Annotated in this window: 16 protein-coding genes; 14 read left to right on the plus strand and 2 right to left on the minus strand. The window is 54.0% G+C overall.

Annotated features, from left to right (window positions below; all coding sequences use genetic code 11):
* Window positions 1-675 precede the first annotated feature (675 nt).
* The 5 genes from A8990_RS12005 to A8990_RS12025 all read left to right on the plus strand — a co-directional run bounded on the left by A8990_RS12005 (window position 676) and on the right by A8990_RS12025 (window position 8,049).
* Complete coding sequence (locus tag A8990_RS12005) at window positions 676-1,644, plus strand: ABC transporter permease (protein WP_116189385.1); 969 nt, start codon at window positions 676-678, stop codon at window positions 1,642-1,644.
* Window positions 1,645-1,709: 65 nt separating this feature from the next.
* Window positions 1,710-2,597, plus strand: coding sequence for a carbohydrate ABC transporter permease (locus tag A8990_RS12010; protein WP_116189277.1), 888 nt, complete (start codon window positions 1,710-1,712; stop codon window positions 2,595-2,597).
* Between the two features lie 90 nt (window positions 2,598-2,687).
* The gene (locus A8990_RS12015; RefSeq protein ID WP_245995974.1) at window positions 2,688-4,430 is read left to right on the plus strand and encodes a type 2 periplasmic-binding domain-containing protein; all 1,743 of its coding nucleotides are present in this window, start codon (window positions 2,688-2,690) and stop codon (window positions 4,428-4,430) included.
* A gap of 125 nt (window positions 4,431-4,555) precedes the next feature.
* On the plus strand, window positions 4,556-6,478 hold the full coding sequence (locus A8990_RS12020; protein WP_116189278.1) for a cache domain-containing sensor histidine kinase: 1,923 nt from the start codon (window positions 4,556-4,558) through the stop codon (window positions 6,476-6,478).
* 2 nt (window positions 6,479-6,480) lie between these two features.
* Window positions 6,481-8,049, plus strand: a complete 1,569-nt coding sequence (locus A8990_RS12025) for a response regulator (RefSeq protein WP_116189279.1) — start codon at window positions 6,481-6,483, stop codon at window positions 8,047-8,049.
* Between the two features lie 235 nt (window positions 8,050-8,284).
* Here the strand turns inward: A8990_RS12025 and A8990_RS12030 are convergent, their stop codons facing one another.
* Window positions 8,285-8,782: an NUDIX hydrolase gene (locus A8990_RS12030; RefSeq protein WP_116189280.1), complete on the minus strand. Its 498-nt coding sequence runs from the start codon at window positions 8,780-8,782 to the stop codon at window positions 8,285-8,287.
* A 108-nt stretch (window positions 8,783-8,890) separates the two neighbouring features.
* Here A8990_RS12030 and A8990_RS12035 point away from each other — a divergent pair, with 108 nt between their 5' ends.
* Window positions 8,891-9,286: a GNAT family N-acetyltransferase gene (locus A8990_RS12035; RefSeq protein WP_116189281.1), complete on the plus strand. Its 396-nt coding sequence runs from the start codon at window positions 8,891-8,893 to the stop codon at window positions 9,284-9,286.
* Between the two features lie 136 nt (window positions 9,287-9,422).
* On the opposite strand, the gene A8990_RS12040 is transcribed toward A8990_RS12035, so the two are convergent.
* Window positions 9,423-10,307: a helix-turn-helix domain-containing protein gene (locus A8990_RS12040; RefSeq protein ID WP_245995975.1), complete on the minus strand. Its 885-nt coding sequence runs from the start codon at window positions 10,305-10,307 to the stop codon at window positions 9,423-9,425.
* 159 nt (window positions 10,308-10,466) lie between these two features.
* Between A8990_RS12040 and uxaC the strand changes: the two genes are divergently transcribed.
* The 8 genes from uxaC (at window position 10,467) to A8990_RS12080 (ending at window position 18,700) form a co-directional block, all read left to right on the plus strand.
* Window positions 10,467-11,873 carry a glucuronate isomerase gene (gene uxaC, locus A8990_RS12045; RefSeq protein WP_116189388.1) on the plus strand — a complete coding sequence of 469 codons (1,407 nt, stop codon included), beginning with the start codon at window positions 10,467-10,469 and terminating at the stop codon, window positions 11,871-11,873.
* A 32-nt stretch (window positions 11,874-11,905) separates the two neighbouring features.
* Complete coding sequence (locus A8990_RS12050; RefSeq protein ID WP_116189282.1) at window positions 11,906-13,402, plus strand: tagaturonate reductase; 1,497 nt, start codon at window positions 11,906-11,908, stop codon at window positions 13,400-13,402.
* A gap of 31 nt (window positions 13,403-13,433) precedes the next feature.
* The gene (locus A8990_RS12055) at window positions 13,434-13,712 is read left to right on the plus strand and encodes a hypothetical protein (RefSeq protein ID WP_116189283.1); all 279 of its coding nucleotides are present in this window, start codon (window positions 13,434-13,436) and stop codon (window positions 13,710-13,712) included.
* Between the two features lie 34 nt (window positions 13,713-13,746).
* A complete protein-coding gene (locus tag A8990_RS12060; RefSeq protein ID WP_116189284.1) occupies window positions 13,747-14,586 on the plus strand; it encodes a phytanoyl-CoA dioxygenase family protein in 840 nt (279 codons plus the stop codon).
* Between the two features lie 21 nt (window positions 14,587-14,607).
* Window positions 14,608-15,024 (plus strand): 3-hydroxyacyl-ACP dehydratase FabZ, encoded by a 417-nt coding sequence (gene fabZ / locus A8990_RS12065; RefSeq protein ID WP_116189285.1) that lies wholly within the window; start codon window positions 14,608-14,610, stop codon window positions 15,022-15,024.
* 303 nt (window positions 15,025-15,327) lie between these two features.
* Window positions 15,328-16,314, plus strand: a complete 987-nt coding sequence (locus tag A8990_RS12070) for a BadF/BadG/BcrA/BcrD ATPase family protein (RefSeq protein WP_116189286.1) — start codon at window positions 15,328-15,330, stop codon at window positions 16,312-16,314.
* On the plus strand, window positions 16,311-17,048 hold the full coding sequence (locus tag A8990_RS12075) for a sugar isomerase domain-containing protein (RefSeq protein ID WP_181909534.1): 738 nt from the start codon (window positions 16,311-16,313) through the stop codon (window positions 17,046-17,048). Before A8990_RS12070 ends, A8990_RS12075 begins: the two co-directional genes overlap by 4 nt.
* Complete coding sequence (locus tag A8990_RS12080) at window positions 17,045-18,700, plus strand: protein O-GlcNAcase (RefSeq protein ID WP_116189288.1); 1,656 nt, start codon at window positions 17,045-17,047, stop codon at window positions 18,698-18,700. Before A8990_RS12075 ends, A8990_RS12080 begins: the two co-directional genes overlap by 4 nt.
* Window positions 18,701-18,706: the final 6 nt, after the last annotated feature.

Raw genomic sequence — 18,706 nt, forward strand, 5'->3', positions numbered from 1 at the left:
TCTACAGCTGAGAGAACGCATATGTGCTCTCAACTCCACTGCCCAAGTATCATGATAGTTTAAGCCCAGAGAGATCCCATGCGAGCTTTCCCTCTACGTCCGCACTGATGGCACAATTGGAGCCGAACTTGCGGGCGAGAGAGGGAAAAAGCCTCTCTCGCGGTGGCAATGCGACCGATTCTCTGCTTGAGAGAGGGAAAAGCCTCACTCAGCTGGCGATTTGCCGCACAATTCATCACCGTCGCGCTGCCGTGATGAGCCGAGAGTCGGATTTTCCGACTCTCGGCTTTAAAGCAGCTAATTTTGCCGCTGAGAGCTGGAATTTCCGACTCTCAGCTCCATCTATGGTGCGTTTGCCCGCCATTCTCGCATTGAGAGTCGGATTTTCCTACTCTCATGCTCGAGCTGGCGGGCTTTTTCTGCTGAGAGTCGGTTTTTCCGACTCTCAGCTCTCCAAACGCGCCGAAATTCTGCTGAGGGAACGCATGCGTGCTCTCAGCTCTTAGCCCCACACCCACCCGAAATTTTGCGCCACGATGTAAAAAATGAGACCTTATATTGTCCTCCCCCGCCAGCTTACAATGAACACACAGCAATGAAAGTGCTTACATGCATCTGCGTCTCTGTTTTGCTTTCTAGATTAAGGTTTGGAGGTTTGCCAGCATGAGTGCCGATATGAGCTATGAACTGTCTGCCAAGACTGAGCAGCAGCTGCCCGTACGCCGGAAGGACAAGGCGCTGAAGCTGGCCCGCAAGCTAGCCGGCCAGAAATATCTACAGATTATGGCGCTGCTCGGCGTCGCGTGGATGATTATTTTCAACTACATCCCGATGTATAGCGTCATTATCGCGTTCAAGGAATTTAACATTATCCACTCGGTGCACGATGCGCCGTGGGTCGGGCTCGAGCATTTCCGCGAGTTCCTCGACGACGATGAACTGCCCGGCGTCATCTGGAACACGGTCGGCATGAGCGTGCTCAAGTTGATCATCGCGTTCCCGCTGCCGATCATTTTCGCGCTGTTCCTCAACGAATTGCGATCGCTCAAGCTCAAGAAGTTCGTGCAAACCATTTCGTACCTGCCGCACTTCCTGTCCTGGGTTATCCTCGGCGGCATCCTGACGACTTGGCTCGCCGATGTCGGCTTTGTCAACCACCTGCTCATGGCGCTCGGCATCATCGATGAGCCGATCAGCTATTTAGCAGAACCGAGCTACTTCTGGTCGATCGTCATTACCTCGGATATATGGAAAGAGCTTGGCTGGTCCGCGATCATCTACCTCGCCGCTATCGCGGGCGTATCGCCGGAGATGTACGAGGCTGCGACGATTGACGGTGCAGGACGCTTTCAGAAAATGTGGTTCGTCACCCTGCCGAGCATCAGAAGCACAATCGCGATTCTGTTCATCCTCGCGGTGAGCGGCATCCTGAACTCGAATTTCGATCAAATTCTCGTGCTGCGCAACTCGCTCAATGAAAGTGCCAGCAACGTTATCGACGTCTACGTTTACCAGACCGGTATCATAAGCAGCCGCTACTCCTACTCCGCGGCAGTCGGGCTGTTCAAATCCATAATCGCGCTCATCCTGCTGCTCGGCGCGAACCAAGTGTCGAAGAAGCTGAACGACACGTCGCTATTTTAACTTTCGCACGTCGCCATTCTAACTCTCACACATCGCTATTTTAAAGGAGGCCTTGCGAACTAACGATGCTCCTACTCAAAAGAAGAACTCCCGGCGAAGCGATCTTCGATGCCGGCAACGTCCTCGGCATGCTGATTGTATGCTTCATTACGATCTATCCGATCTGGTACGTGCTCGTCAACGCCTTCAATGAAGGGCAGGATGCGATGCGCGGCGGCATCTACTGGTGGCCTCGCGTGTTCAGTCTCGACAGCTTCCAGGCGGTATTCAATAACCCTGGCATTATGAAGGCGATGGGCGTTACAGTGGCCAAAACCGTCTTCGGCACGGCGCTGCACGTCTTCTTCACCGCAATGGTCGCCTACGCTTTCTCGAGACAGGAGCTCGCGTTCCGCAAGCTGTACATGCTGATCGGCATCATCACGATGATCTTCAGCGGCGGCCTCATTCCGTACTACCTGCTCATTCGCGATCTGCATCTGCTGGACAGTTTTCTCGTCTATATCATTCCGGCGATGTTCAATTTCTTCGATCTGATTATCTTCCTGGCGTTCTTTCGGGAGATTCCGCATGGCCTGGTGGAAGCGGCGAAGATTGACGGTGCCAACGATTTCTCCATCTTCGTGCGAGTCATCATCCCAGTCTCGATGCCGGTTATTGCAACGATCGCGCTATTCCACGGCGTGTGGCAGTGGAACGATTATTTTACAGGGATGATCTACATCAACAACATGGACCTGCAGCCGATTCAGACGTTCCTGTACCGCGTTATTGCCCAATCCAGCTCCAACCTGATGATGGCGGCGATGCCAGGGGGCATCACGAAGAGCGTTACCTCGCAGTCAATTAAGCTTGCAACGATGGTTATAACGACGCTGCCGATCGTGCTCGTGTACCCGTTCTTGCAGAAGTATTTTGTCAAAGGACTCATGATCGGGTCTATTAAGGGCTAAGCATCTGCTCCAAAAGTCGGTTTTTCGTCGGAACTGGTGGCGCTACACCGGGGATGACCTTATAATAAGCGAAGCAAAGGGGAAGAGCACATGAGAAAAGGTAAGTTTCATCGCGTCATCGCCATCATGTCAGTACTTGCTTTAGTCTTCACGATGGCCGCATGTGGAGGCAATAATAACGGCAACAATGCGAGCAGCGGCGGCAATAGCAGCAGCGGCAACAGCGGCAAAGAAGCCAACGCGTCGACAGACGGAGGCAATGCAACGGCAACGAACGATGCCGAGCCGGAGAACACGGCAGCTGCGGCGAACCCAGACGAGCCGGGCTGGAAATCCGACACGTCGCCGATTACGTTCGACTGGTATCTCAACTTCTCCTGGTTCCCGAACAAATGGGGCGTAGACCCGACTTCCCAATACATTACGAAGAAAACAGGCGTTAACATCAACTTCATCGTGCCGGCAGGCAACGAGAACGAGAAGCTGAACACGATGATCGCTTCCGGCTCGCTGCCAGATTTCATCACGCTTGGCTGGTACGAGGACGGCGTGAAGAAAATGATCGAAGGCGGAATGGTCGAGCCGCTGAACAAGCTGGCGGATCAGTACGATCCGTACTTCTTCAAAGTAGCTGACCCAGCGAAGACATCGTGGTACACGCAGCCGGACGGCAATTTCTACGGTTATCCGAACGCATCGTCGTCTCCGAAGGATTTTGAGAAGTTCTCCGGCGATTACACGTCGAACCAAACCTTCCTCGTTCGCAAAGATATGTACGAAGCGCTCGGCAAGCCTGACATGCGCACGAAGGATGGCTTCCTGAACGCACTCAAGATGGCCAAAGAGAAGTTCCCGGAAGTAAACGGCCAGCCGCTCATTCCGCTCGGCTTGCATGAATTTACCGAGACAGGCAACTACTCGCTGCAAGACTATCTGCAGAACTTCCTTGCTGTTCCGTATGAGAAGGATGGCAAGCTGTATGACCGCCGGACCGATGCGGAATACATCAGCTGGCTGAAGACGTTCCGCAAAGCGAACGAAATGGGCTTGCTGGCGAAGGACATCTTCATTGATAAACGTCCGCAAATGGAAGAGAAGATCGCACAAGGCCGTTATTTCGCGATGCTGTATCAACGCAGTGATTTTGCCGCTCAAGAGAACGCGCTGTTTGCCAAAGATCCGAACTCGGTTTATATCGCGGTTGACGGACCGGCCGATGAAGCGCAAGACCCGCCTACATTGGCAGGGCCTGGTATCTCCGGCTGGACGGTAACGCTCATCTCGAAGAACGTGAAGGACAAAGCAAGAGCGATCAAGTTCCTGAGCTACCTCATCAGTGAAGAAGGCAACAAAGACCTGTACATGGGTATTCCTGGCGAGACGTACGATGAAGTTGACGGCAAGGCTACATTCAAGCCTGAAGTGCTTGATCTCATGAACAAAGACCGTTCCGCGTTCGATAAGAAATACGGCGCATCGTTCACATTCTGGATGCTGATGGATACGAACATGAACCTGCAATGGGCGCCTCCGAGCGTTGAGCCATCGAAGCAAATGGAAGATTGGACGAAGGGCAAGACGAAGAGCTTCTCGCAATTCGACCAGATCGACCCGACGGGCAACTCCGAGGAAGGCATTGCGCATACGAAGATCGACCAGACTTGGGGCAAAACGCTGCCGAAGCTCATCCTGAGCAAATCCGATGCGGACTTCGACAAGCTGTGGAACGAATTCCTCGACAAGCGCAAAGATGCTGGCGACGAGAAGGTTCAAGCATACCGTCAGCAGAAGTATGAGGAAAATGTAGCGAAGCTGAAAGAGTTTCTGAAATAATTAATAGCATTCAAGGGTTCCCTCATAGAAACAGCCGGTGGTCTATCCGCCGGCTGTTTATGCCCGTTTCAAGCGTTCATAAGCGTTCATAAGCGTTCATTTCTTCTGAAGGTGGTTGCGATTGCATGATAAGCCGGTTGCGAACGACAAGTCGAGAAATGCTATTCAAACTGGAGCAGCTGTCCCTTCAGAAGAGACTGTTCTTCTCGTATATTTTGATCCTCCTTCTGCCGAGTCTGTTCATCTCGTTCTTCATCTTCAAGGAGCTGAAGGACAACTATATGAAAGACATCGTCAAGAAGTACGAGAATACGCTCGAGATCGAACGCGTTAACATGAACAACAACGTCGAGACGATGGAACGCGCTGCGCAGCTGTCGATCTCGGATAAAGAGGTGCTCTACTACTTGGAGCGGACGAACGAGCCGAATGCGTCGGAGCTCATTCAGTTCGACACGACAGCCGTCTCGAATATCCTGCGCTTGCAGTTCAACAATCCGAATATCGAGCATATTCGTCTGTTCTCGAACAATCAGCGGATTAACGAGATTTGGCCGGTCATTCTGCTGGAGAAACGCATGTCGGCAGAGCCGTGGTATAAGAAAGTGAACGAGCTGAACGGCACGGAGCTGTGGTACTTCGACCGAATGGACCGGGAGCCGATTCGACCGGTTGTCGCGAGTGCAACGGAGTCGAGACCTAAGATATCGCTGCTGCGCGAGATTGAATATCCGGCAGGCAAGCATGTCGGCATTATGCAGGTCGATATGCTGCTGACCAACTTCTTCACCAATGTGTACCATAGCCCGGGCGAAGGCCAGTCACAGATGTTCGTTATTGACCGCGAGGGCAAAATGTTCCGTAATGCCAGCAATCCCTTCCTCAGCAGCGTCGGCTTAACCGAGAGCGACATTATGACGGAGCTGAATGCGCATCGATCAGGTGTAGGCAGCGGCCATTTCTTGTTTGAGCAGAAGGGCACGCCTTTCCTCGGCAACTATATTCATGTCGAGAAGCTGGACGCTTACGTGCTTAACGTCGTGTCGTTGAAGAACGCTTTTGCAGATATTAACAAATCGCGGAACAAAATCATTTTCGTCAACATGCTGCTCCTTGTCATTCTGGCGATTTCGACGTACTTCATGAACGCGATCATTCTGAAGAAGCTGCATACGCTGTCGGACTTCATGAAGCGGGTGCGCCAAGGCGACTTTAACTTTGACTTCACGATCCGCGGAGGCGGCGAGGTCGGAGAGCTGGCCCATCATTTTCGCAAAATGCTGAAGAAGATCAATGAGCTCATCGCCGATGCGGTCACGAAGCAGGCGGCTTCCAAGGAGGCGGAGCTGCGGACGCTGAAGAATCAGATCGATTCCCATTTCCTCTACAACACGCTCGAGAACATTAAGATGCTTGCGGAGATCGAGAATCAGCCGGTCATCTCGGATGCGCTCACTTCGCTTGGCGGCATGATGCGCTACAACCTCAAATGGACGAGTGAGTATGTGCGGCTGAAGGATGAGCTTGGCCATATTACCAACTACATCGCCATTATGAATGTGCGGTTCGATCATACGGTGGATCTGCAAATTGATGTTTCATCGGATTACCTAGAGCAGGAGTTGCTCAAAATGTCGCTGCAGCCCATCGTCGAAAACTCCGTCAAGCACGGCATGAAGTGGAAAGCTTCGGAGGAGCGGAACCTCGTCATTACGATCACGGCGGTCGTGACGGATACGCATATGGTCATTGAAATTGCCGACAATGGCATCGGGATGACGCCGGAGCAGACGGCGGAGCTGAATGCGAAGATCAGCCGGGAGGAAGCCGGGCTAGCCGGCGGTGCAGGCCGGGGCGTTCGCGCGGAGGTGGCTGCGGCGTCCGAGAATCAGACCGAGGGCAGCGGCATCGGGCTGCGCAATGTGCATCAGCGGATTCAGCTGTTCTATGGCAAGGAGTACGGCTTGCGGGTGGAAAGCAGCGAGGGCGCGTATACGCGCGTGGTGATGCGAATTCCTTATTTTATATGGAACGGGGGCTTGAGCTAGACATGCGGAGCTTATTAATTGTCGACGATGAGAAGAACATTCGGCTAGGGCTGCGGGCGATTATCGAACGCGGACTTCCAGGCAGCTACCAGGTGCAGCTTGCGGCTGAGGGCGAGGAAGCTCTAACGCTCATTCGCGAGGGCGGGATTGAGCTCGTCATTACCGATATTCGGATGCCGGGCATGGACGGACTGGCGCTTATCCGCGAAGTGCAGTCCCTCTCGCTTGAGACGAAGCCGGTGATGATGATTCTGAGCGGCCACGATGACTTTCAGTATGCAAAAGAAGCGATGCTGTACGATGTGAAGGAGTATCTGCTCAAGCCAATCGTGAGGGATGAGCTGTTTGCGTCGCTTGCGCGGGTGGAGCAGGAGCTCGCGCGGCGAGCGGCGCTGACGGAGCGGCTCGAAGAGGTCCATCACTACCGGGATGAGCTGCTGGCGAGCCAGCTGAATTATATCTTCCTGCATCCGGATATGGCGGAGGCGGAGATTGCGGAGCGGTGCGAGAAGGCGGGCTGGGGCGCGGTTGTGGCAGAAAATTATTACGTCGCCCTGCTGAAGCTGGCGGGCGGAGCGGCTGGCGGGAGCAGGGCCGCGCAGCTGGAAGCGCTGGTCGCGGGGGAGCTTGGCAAGGGCATCCGGTTTTATTTCAAGGACAAGGATGAACGGTTCGTGCTGCTGTGCGAGTCGCCGGAGCCGCTCGCGCGACTGGTTGCTTTTATGCAAAAGCATAAGATGGCGGGGCAGATAGGCATCAGCGGGCAGGTGTCTGGAGCTGGCCGAGTGAAAGAGGCATACGCCGAGGCGCGCGAAGCGCTGGGGTATGGGTTCCTGCAGACATGTGGGGAGCCGCTGCTGCTTCATTACGACCGGACGAAAGGGCATTTAGATGAGGGAGGTCAGGTGCCGGTTGAAGAGATCCGCAAGCTTGCGAACATGCTCGGCACCGACCGCGATAGAGAGATGAAGGCAATATTGACCGAGCTGCTCGATGCGAAGAAGCTGGCGGCCTTCGATATGGCGTATATGGAGGAGATCAGCAAGCAGCTGAATGAGCTTGTGATCGACAGCGTCTTTAACCGGTACGGCGAGGAGTCGGTGGAGATTCTGCGTATCTACAAGAAGGTCGGCAGCATCTACAATTTCGAGACGATCCATGATTATTTTCACGGCGTGGAGGATCTGCTGATGCGGCTTAGCGACTACGTGCGCAGCCTGCGCTCGGTGCATGCGGAGCACAAAGAGATGAAGAAGGCGGTCAGCTACATTCACGAGAACTATCACCGCGACCTGAACATGGCGATGGTGTCCAATCACGTCTCGCTGAACTACTCGTATTTCAGCCAGTCGTTCAAGGAGTTCACGGGCGAAAGCTTCGTCACGTACTTGAAGAAGGTGCGGATCGAGAAGGCGAAGGCGCTGCTGCTGGAAGAAGCCGACTGCAAAATCTACGAAGTCAGCGAGCGCGTCGGCTTCGAGAACGCGAAGCAGTTCAACCGCGTCTTCCGCGAGATGGAAGGCATCTCGGCGATGGAGTATCGGACGAAGGCTGCGGTGGAGCGGGTTTGAACGAAGTGCGCCCGTCCGAAACGGGACCTCGAACGCTATGATGGATTTTTCCCACTCATTTTGCTCCAAAATGCGTCTTTCCGGCATCTATATTGGATATATCCACTCATTATTAGCCAAGTTAGGCCCAAACGGGCTATTTCTAACAAAATGGATGGAAAAATCCAATATAGGTGGCAGAAATGGCGAAAATGAGCTTTGTATGTTGGGAAAATCCAATATAGGAGAGCGCCGCTTATGAGCTTCTATAATCAAAGAATCCTCTCGCAATAGGAAGCGTTCCGGCACGAATCCATTCAATAGCTTGGATAACCAGGGGAGAAGAATTGGCAGAAGTTACTTCATCAAACGATAGCCAAATCGCCCCGTTAGAATCCTGTCCCTCGAACGATTCAACGATGCTAACAACCTCTTCGATGTCAATTGCTGCGTCATACAAAATGGCAATATGGTGCAAATGTTCAACTGTTTCATCGTGCAGCGACCACATTACGGAAAAATCACAGACGCCAATATTCCGAAGGCTTCGAACGGTATGCCCGGTTTCTTCCCGGATTTCTCTTGTTATTCCTTGCTCTAAGGCTTCCAGCGGTTCCAAACGTCCGCCGGGCAAATCATATCTGCCGGTGTATGGACCTAGAATCTTTCGAATAACGAGTAGGCGGCTATCGGTGGTTACACAAACCCCGTAAACGCCCATATGTCGATGAAACTTGCCGCTATCGTCAGCCATTTAACGTCTCCCCTAACTTTTATTGAGAATGAAGTAAACATTTTATAGTGAAAAAAGGAAGGCATCTCTATATGATTAATTTTATTTCGATCTAAAGGAGGGATTCCTGTGATTGCCTACAAAGTGAATGAGCCGCTGCAAGCGGAAGAAGTGTCTGCTGTGTTCAAGAGCTCCGGAATAAAGCGTCCTGCTGACGATCTCGAACGCATTCAAACGATGATCGATAACGCGGATGTGAATATTTCGGCTTGGAATGGAACGAAGTTGGTGGCGATAGCCAGAGCGCTAACGGACTTCTCCTACTGCTGTTACTTGTCCGATCTGGCCGTGTGCAAGGAATATCAGAAGCAGGGGATTGGCACAGAGCTTATCCGGATACTGCAGGAGCATCTGGGAGAGCAGGTTTCTCTTGTTCTGCTATCCGCCCCGAGTGCGATGGAGTACTATCCGCGAATCGGCTTTGAGAAGAATGAGCGAGCTTTTGTCGTACCGAGAGTCAGATAGAGTGAAGCTGTACTTCCCCGTGAGAATCAGTTCTCGCGGGGATTTTTTGTCCTTCCGGCGATGTTGCTGACGATTAATGCATCCCGTGCAGCGGAGTAGCTGCTTGCGACAACGGCTGCGGCGTCGGCTGTTCAGACTACCCCTGCCGCCCCGACTTCCGGAACCCGAGCGGCGTCATCCCGCTCACCTTCTTGAATATCCGGTCGAAGTGCCCGGTATTCTCGAAGCCGGTCAGCTCCGCGATCGCGATTACCTTGAGCTCGGTCTCCCTGAGCAGACGCTGCGCCTCGCGCACCCGCGTCAGATGGATGTATTCCACCAACGTAAAGCCGGTGATCACCTTGAAGCTGCGGCTGAGATAATACGGGCTCATGAAGAACCGCTTCGCCAGGTCGGCGAGCACGAGCTTGGTGTCGTAGTGCTCGTTGATGTGCTGGACGACCTCGGAGATTTTGTGTTGGAGCGGACTCCCTGCCGCAACCGCAGACTGCAGCTCCGAGCTGCCGTCTCGCTCCTCCTGCATGACCGGCTGCCTCGCCGCAAACAGCAGCAGCTCCGTGAGCAGCACGCGCAGATAGGTCTCGAAGCCGAGGCGGCACTCCACGGTTTCTTTGACCATTTTGCCGAGAAGCTCCCCTATGAACTGCTGCTCCTGAGCGCCGAGCCGCAGCAAGCGAGCATTCCCCTCGAACAGCCCGAAGAGCGCCGGATGGTGCAGCGGATGGCCCTCGCCCAGAAAAGCGTCGCTGAAGTTGATGACGATGCGCTCATGCTCCAGCGGCCCGAACGGGGCGGAGTTGTGCACGACATGCTTGCTCACGAACACGAGGTCGCCGGCTTCAATCGTATAGGAGCGGTCGTCGATGAAGTGATACCGCTGTCCCGACATCTGATAGTAAATTTCATACGTGCGGTGAAAATGGTTCTCCCGTTCGAACGGTTTCGTCCGGTGAACCTGCTGGATAAAGAAATCGCCTTCCTCATCCCCATAGGAAAGCGGTTCATCTGCTATAAGCCTCACTGTACACACCTCTTCTGCATCGCCTGCTGATTCCTTCTATTTTAGCGCAAGATTAGTTAATTTTGAAAGAGATATAGCAAGATCGGTTATGAAACTTCGCAAATATTGCGCTATGCTGGAGAGAAGATGGACTCTATTAAAGGGAAGGTGCATGCCGCAATGAAAGCTTTTATGGACGATGATTTTCTATTAAATAGCGAGACCGCACAGAAGTTATACCATGAGTACGCGAAGTCGATGCCGATCATTGACTACCACTGCCATCTAAGCCAGCAGGACATCTACGAGAACAAGTCGTACAACAACCTGACCGAGGTATGGCTGTACGGCGATCACTATAAATGGCGCGCGATGCGTGCGAATGGCATAGAGGAACGCTATATTACAGGCGGCGAAGGAGTCAGCGATTACGACAGATTCCTGGCTTACGCCCGCACGGTGCCGATGACGCTCGGCAATCCGCTCTATCATTGGTCGCATCTGGAGCTGCGCCGTTTGTTCGGCATCGAAGAGATCATAAATGAGAAGAACGCGCCGATCATTTGGGAGAAAGCGAATGCCAAGCTTCAAGGCGGCGGCTTCGCGGTGCGCGACTTCATTCGGGACGCAGGCGTAGAGGTGGTCTGCACAACGGACGATCCTGCCGACTCGCTCGAGCATCACGCACTGCTGGCGCAGGAGAAGGATCTCGGCTTCCAAGTGCTGCCTTCATTCCGCCCGGACAAAGCGCTCGAAATTAACCGCGCGACGTTCGTCCCATACATCGACAAATTAAGTGCTGCCGCCGGCATCGAGATTGCCAGCTATGACGACTTGCTGCAAGCGCTGGAGAAGCGGGTTCGTTACTTCCACGAAGTCGGCAGCCGCGTGTCCGATCACGGGCTCGACTATATGCCTTGGGCGGAGACGACGCGCGAAGAAACGGCGGAGATTTTTGCACGGGGGCTTCGGGGCGAGGGCGTAACGCTGGAGGAAGAGCGGAAGTACAAGGCGAGCACGCTCGTATTCCTGGGCGAGCTGTATGCGGAGCTGGGCTGGTCGATGCAGCTGCATATGAACGCGCACCGCAACAACAATGCGCGCAAGTTCGCGCAGCTCGGTCCGGACACGGGCTTCGATTCAATCAGTGACAGCCCGGTCGCGGTGCCGGTTGTTCGTTTCCTCAGCCGCTTGGATGAGAACGACAAGCTGCCGCGCACGATCGTCTACTCGCTTAATCCGTCGGATAACAATGTGCTCGCTTCGCTCATCGGCAGCTTCCAAGGCGGGGGCATTCCGGGCAAAATCCAGCTCGGCTCCGCATGGTGGTTCAACGATACGAAGGACGGCATGCTGGAGCAGCTGAAGTCGCTCGCGAACATGGGATTGCTGAGCCGTTTTGTCGGCATGCTGACGGACTCGCGCAGCTTCCTCTCCTATACGCGGCACGAGTATTTCCGCCGGATCTTCTGCAACCTGATTGGTGAATGGGTGGAGAACGGCGAGGCGCCGAACGACATCCAGACGCTCGGCGAAATGGTGCAGGCGGTGTGCTATAACAATGCGAAAGCTTACTTCCGTTTCTAGTTCGGCGGAGTGGAGAAGAGGAGAATACTCGTATGAATGCGAATGAAGTAGGGGCACTTAGCCGTTCTTCTTTGACACGCGAGCAGCAGGAGCAGTACGACTTGATGATGGATTCGCCTGTCACGATCGTGCAAATTGGCGAAGGGAATTTCCTGCGCGGGTTCTTCGATTGGATGGTTCACGTGATGCGGCAGCAAGGCTTGTACAGCGGCAGCATCGCGCTCTGCCAGCCGCGGCCGAGCGGTCGTGCGAAGCTGGAGAGGCTGCGGGGTCAGCATGGCATCTATAATCTGGTCACGCGCGGCTTCGAATCTGGTGAACAGGTCGAGCGCCGAGACACGATTTCTGTGTTCTCGAAGCTGATCGATCCCTACACGGAGTGGGCGGAGTTTCTGGCGCTTGGCGAGGAGCCGCAGCTGCAGGTTGTTGTATCGAACACGACCGAAGCGGGGCTCGTGTACACGCCGGAAGCGGTTGAGGAAGGGAAGCCGGTGCTGTCGTATCCGGGCAAGCTGACGTTGCTGCTTTATCGGCGGTTTGTGAAGTTCAAAGGCGAGCCGGAAAAAGGTCTTCTGCTCCTTCCATGCGAGCTGCTCGAAGGCAACGGGGATCTGCTGCGCGAGTGCGTGCTGCGTTATGCGCGGGACTGGGGACTGCCGGAGGAATTCCTGGCATGGGTGTCCTCGCATAACCGATTCCTGAACACGCTGGTCGACCGGATCGTTACCGGTTATCCGGAGCGCGAAGCAGACGGCTGGTTCGCCGAGTGGGGCTATTCGGATACAGCGCTCGTGACGGCTGAGCCCTATCATCTCTTCGCCATCGAAGGCGAGCCGGAGCTGGACCATTTGCTGCCGCTCGTCAAAGCGGGGCTTGAAGTGAAGTGGACCCCGGACTTGGCGGCGTACCGAATTCGCAAGGTGCGTCTTCTGAACGGGGCGCACACGCTGATGACGCCGCTGTCCATTCTGCGCGGGCTCACGCATGTGCGCGAAGTGATGGAGCATGAAGAGCTTGGCGCATTCGTGCGGAGCACGGTGATGAATGAGATCATCCCGGCCGTGGCGCTGCCTGCGAAGGAGGAGCTGACCAGCTATGCGGAGTCTGTGCTGGAGCGGTTCCTCAATCCGTTTATCGAGCACAAGCTCGAAGCGATCGCGATGAACAGCGTCAGCAAGTTCAAGGCGCGGCTGCTGCCTTCGCTGCTGCATGATCCGTCGCAACAGGGGTTGGTGTGCGGTTTCGCAGCGCTGCTGCGTTATTACCAATCGTCTGCGGATGCGGACGGCCGCTACTGGGGCCGGACATTCGAAGGCAAGCGGTACGAGCTGAAGGATGACCAGGCTGTTCTTGAAGCACTCGCAGCATGCTGGTCGCGACAAGAGGAGCTCGTGTCGCCGGTTGAGCTGGCTTCCGCATTGCTAGGTTTGCATGCGGTTTGGGGCACGGACTTGACTCAGGTAGTCGGTTTAGCCGAGGCCATTGCGGCGGCGTGGGACGAAATCGGGGCGATGGAGCAAGTACAATAGCTGAGTTGCGGAAGGTCGGAGGAAAGCAGCTGTGAAGAAGTTTTTAGTGATTACGCAAATTATTTATGCACTAAGTTTTTTGGCTTGGATATTCATCTGGTTGATGTCGTTCATGGTATTTGACCAGGGCATCGCATTATGGAACTCGTTGTTTTTCCTTGTGATCACGATCTATCCGATCGTTGTTGTCGTATGCAGCGCACTCGGATGGTTTCAGCGAAATCGCAGGCGGAAGCTGGCAGCCGTACTTAATCTCGTTCCTATGCTTTGGATTATTCCTTTCGTCGTGTTTCTGCTGACAAGCTGGTAATTGAAGTCGGTTTATTCGGGAGGCGACCGGTCACATGGGTCATGGTACTAGTGAAGTGAGAACGCCGCAGGAGATTAACGTCGAACTGTATCCGCAAAATAACATCTGCGACACGGTGCTCCAAGAGGCGGATGTGCAGGCAGAGCAAGTCCAGTTTTACCGGCAGCAAGGCTACATTGGTGTTAGCAGCATACTGTCCGAGGCTGAGATCGCAAGTGCGCTGGACGCGATCGTGGAGCACATCTTCGATGATGAGACGAAGGTGAAGGTGCAGTTCGTGAAGCCGAGGGCGGAGCTGCACAGCGATGAAGAACGCGAGCTTGCCGTCCGCAAGCTGTCGGAGTTCGCGGATGTCGATGCTCGGCTTCGAGCCATTGCCTATCATCCAGTGCTGTTGTCGCTTGTAGAGCGGCTGCTCGGCACAAAGCCGAAGCTGGTGCAGGACCAAGCGCTGCTCAAGCCGCCGAAGGGCGGCGGGGAGAAGCCGTGGCATCAGGATATGGCCTACGGCAATCTCGCGTATGACCAGCCCGTTATCGGCGTATGGATTGCACTCGATGAAGCGGGTCTGCATAACGGCTGCATGCAGCTCATCCCGCGCTCCCATATGGACGGCGGCACGCCGCACTATGCCGTTCGCGACTGGCAGCTGTGCGATGCGGCCGTTCCGGTCGAGCGCAATGTCGCGGTGCCGCTAGCGCCGGGCAGCGCGCTGTTCTTTCACGGATTGCTGGCACATGGCACCGCGTTCAATATCTCTGAGCACCGCCGCCGCGCGCTGCAGTTTCACTATGCGCCGGAGACTGCCGAGAAGATCGGCCCGAAGGAGTATAAGCGCATGTTCACGAGCGAGATGACCGGAGCGGATTGTTGATTAGAGGAGGCACTACACGACATGCTGAATAGCGATCAGATCAAAGCGCTAATCCCGCATCGCTATCCGTTTCTGCTCGTCGACCGGATTGTGGAGCTTGATGAAGGGAAGCGGGCAGTCGGCATCAAGAATGTAACGGAGAACGAGCCGTACGGTAACGGCGGCCACTTTCCGGGCGTCTTGATCGTCGAAGCGTTGGCACAGGTTGGCGGAGTCATAATGGCAGGCGGCGAGCGGAGCAAGGATCAAATCGGCCTGCTGACCGGCATCGACAATTGCCAGTTCGGGCAGCCGGTTGGCGCAGGCGATCAGCTTGTCCTTACGTTCGAGGTCACTCGCCATAAGGGGCAGATCGTAAAGGGCCGCGGCGTCGCTAAGGTGGGAGACGAGATCGTGTGCGAGGCGGAGATTATGTTTGCTTTTAGCGCAATCTCGTAGTGTTTGAGCCAACAGCGTTGTTGGACTAGTATTACTTATTCACTCATTTTTACATCCATATATCTTGGCATTCACCCAAGGCTATCTCGTCATCATCAAGATGTCCGAGACAGCCTTTTTTGCTGTCCGTTTCCTTCCCCAATGACATAAAAAATCAAAAACGGATTGAATATGACAAATGCGGATAGATTTACGGCGTGCAGATGCGCATACAAAGATAGGATTTGCCATCCTCCCTCAGTACCGAGTGACCTCATCCTGTTCTAAACTGAAAGCGTACTCAGTTTATAGGAGTGTCGAGATATGGCAATCAGCAAAGTGTTTGTTGGCATTGATGGCGGTGGCACCCATTCGACCGCGGTTGCTGTCGATTTGGAAGGCAATGTGCTGGCTCAAGCAGTCGGCGGTTCAATCAACTACTATTCGGTTGGAATGGAGCGAGCTCGCAATTATCTGAAGGAAATCATCGATCTGCTAATCATGAAGGTAAAAGTTAACGAGTTTGAAAGCGTATACATCGGAAATTCGGCATTAAGCGCGGAAGCGACGCCTGAGGTATTGAAGCGATTTACCGAAGGCATCGTCGCAAGCAGAAGTATCTATATGCACAGCGATTCCTATATCGCATTAATAGCGATGACGGCAGGTCAGCCTGGTATCCTGATCATCAGCGGAACCGGTTCCATGGGCATTGCGAAGGGAATGACAGACGAGCTGTTGACCATAGGCGGTTATGGCTATCTGCTTGGGGATCAGGGTAGCGCGTATCCGATCGCGCTTCAAGGGATTCAAGCAGCTGTCGCTGCAGAGGAAGGAATGGCTGCGCCGACGACATTGCAGGAAGCGGTAAAAGAGCACTACGCGATTCGGCAGATGAGCGAGCTTATTGATATGTTCTATAACCCGCCGCTCGAGCGGCATGTCATTGCCAGGTTCGCCGCAGAGGTGGCAAGATGCGCCGAACAAGGCGACGAGGTCGCGCTGAAGCTGCTTGAGAAGGCAGCCAGGGAGTTAGCCGCGCATGCGATCGAGCTCGAGAAGAAGCTGGGCATTCCCGGCGTTCCAATCGGCGTAAGCGGCAGTGTATTTATGAAGAATCGCTGCATCTATGGCGAGTTCAAGCAGCTGCTCGAGCAAGCGTGCCCGTTTTCGGCGGTCAGCTTGATCGATAATCCGCCGGAGCTTGGCGCAATCTTTGCTAGCTTCCACGAGAGCGGACTGCTGCTGAAGCCGGAAGTAAAGCGGCGGATGAAATCAACCTACGAAGTACTGAAGGAGGAGCAAGCGTGAACGCAGGAGCGCAATATATCGACGGCATTGCGACACTTGTCGGGGAGCTGAAAGCGAAAGAAAGCGGCAATTTGAGCCAGGCTGCGCTGCTGATTGTAGATGCGATAGAAGCTGGACGGACGCTGCATGTGTTTGGAACCGGGCACTCGCACATGCTCGCGGAGGAGCTCTTTTACCGGGCTGGAGGCCTCGCTTGCGTCAATCCGATTCTCGAGGAAGGCTTAATGCTGCACCGGAATGCCGTGCAAAGCACAGAGCTGGAGCGGCTGGAAGGTCTCGCTTCTGTACTGTTGAAGCAGCAATCCCCGAAGGTGGGCGATGTCATCATCATTGCGTCGAATTCAGGACGAAATGCGGCCAACATCGAAATGGCGCTCTCCGCGAAAGCGAGCGGGCTGAAGGTAATCGCCATTACGAGCCTCAATCACGCCAATGCGTCTTCGTCCAGACATAGCAGCGGCAAGCGGCTGCACGAAGTGAGCGACGTCGTCATCGACAATCAAGGCTGCATCGGTGACGCAGCGGTTGAAATTGCCGGTCTCCCTATTAAAGTATCGCCAACCTCCACGGTGCTCGGAGCATGCATCGTTAACGCGATTGTAGCGGAAGTCGTTGAACTGCTGCTGCACCGTGGAATGATGCCTGATCTGTTCGCGAGCAGCAACATGGATGGCGGAGATGCACACAATCGTCGTCTCATCGACAGATATAAAGGAGTTGTTCGAAGCTTATGACCACTCGCGAAGCTTTGCCCTCCATCTCTTCACTGGGCATGGACAGCCCGATTGTGCAAAGTTGGTGCGAGCGTAACGGTTATTCCTATCTCTCCGGAGAGCGTGGGGATATCCGAATCAGCGCTGTAAAGTCCATGGATGCCAGATTTGCCTATATCGATGAAACATCTACCGTCTCCGATGAAATTTATGAGCTCTCTATTCAAGGCGAACCGCCTCTCTGCGAGGTTCGGATTACTTTTGCGGGAGAACGAGGCCTCAGATATGCCCTGAACGCCATCGGACGAATGATCAAGCGCGGGATGTGGCAGGACGGTACTCATTACGACTATCCGCGCTTCCCGGTTCGCGGCATTATTGAAGGCTTTTATGGGCAACCATGGAGCCAAGAGCAGCGTCTCAAGATGCTCGGCTTCATCGCTAGGCACAACATGAATTCGTACGTTTACGGACCAAAGGACGACATCTATCATCGCGAACGCTGGCAGGACCTGTACGATGAGGAAGCCTACGCTAGACTGCGCAACGCATTCACTGAAACGACTGCGCTGGGGCTTGATTTCTACTACAGCATTGCTCCGGGACTGTCCATGCGTTACTCCAGCGAGGCTGATTTTGCCGCACTCATTCGTAAAGTCGAACAAATCCATAAGCTCGGCGTAACAGACTTCTGCTTGCTGCTCGATGATATTCCGGAAGAGCTTCAGCACCAGGAGGATAAAGATGCTTACAGCGATTTGGTAGAAGCGCATATTCGTTTAGTGAATCGCTTCTACGCGGAAATCATGAAGTGGAATGACAGTATTCGGCTCATCGTATGCCCGACGCAATATTGGGGCAAAGGAGACGAACGGTATATCTCACAGCTTGGCAGCCGCATACATCCGAGCATCGATCTGTTCTGGACCGGACGAAATATATGTGCGCCGGAAATTACACTGAGCGAAGCGGCCGTGTTCACGCAAAGCACGCATCGAAAACCGCTCTACTGGGATAACTATCCAGTAAATGATGTTGAAATGACGGATGAAATGCATATCGGTCCGTACCGAGGGCGCGATCGGCACCTATACCGCTTCTCCCGTGGCGTTATCGCGAACGGAATGGAATACGCCGAAAGCTCCAAAATCGCTTATGCAACGATCGCGGATTACTTATGGAATCCCGAGAAGTATGATCCGGAAGCGAGCTGGCAAGGCGCGCTTGAAGAGATTGTCGGACAAGCGAACTTCGCGGATATGCTCCAATTTGCAGATAACTTGCGCTACTCCTGCTTGTATTTGACGGACTCGCCGAAGCTTGCTGCTGAATTAACGAAGTTTAACTTCGCCTACTTCTACGGTGACCGCGAACAAGCCATCGATCATCTGGAGCAGTTTTTCGAGCAAATGATCGAAGCCGGCTCCCGTTTATCGAAGGGAATGGAGAATGGAGATCTGCATGCCGAACTGCAGCGTTGGCTGCATAAGTATGCGGCAGGATGTGCGCTGATGCAGGAATGCGTTCGCTACATTCGAAGCCAGAATCCGGATGAGCTCGAGCAAATTCGCACGAAATACGAGCTGTATCGCAAAGACCTTACGTATGTTTTTGCCGATGTGCTCATGTCATTCATGAACAAAGTACTCGATCAATATTTTACAAACCAATAACGAATT

This window comes from Paenibacillus taihuensis (assembly GCF_003386535.1).
Classification (GTDB): domain Bacteria; phylum Bacillota; class Bacilli; order Paenibacillales; family Paenibacillaceae; genus Paenibacillus_Z; species Paenibacillus_Z taihuensis.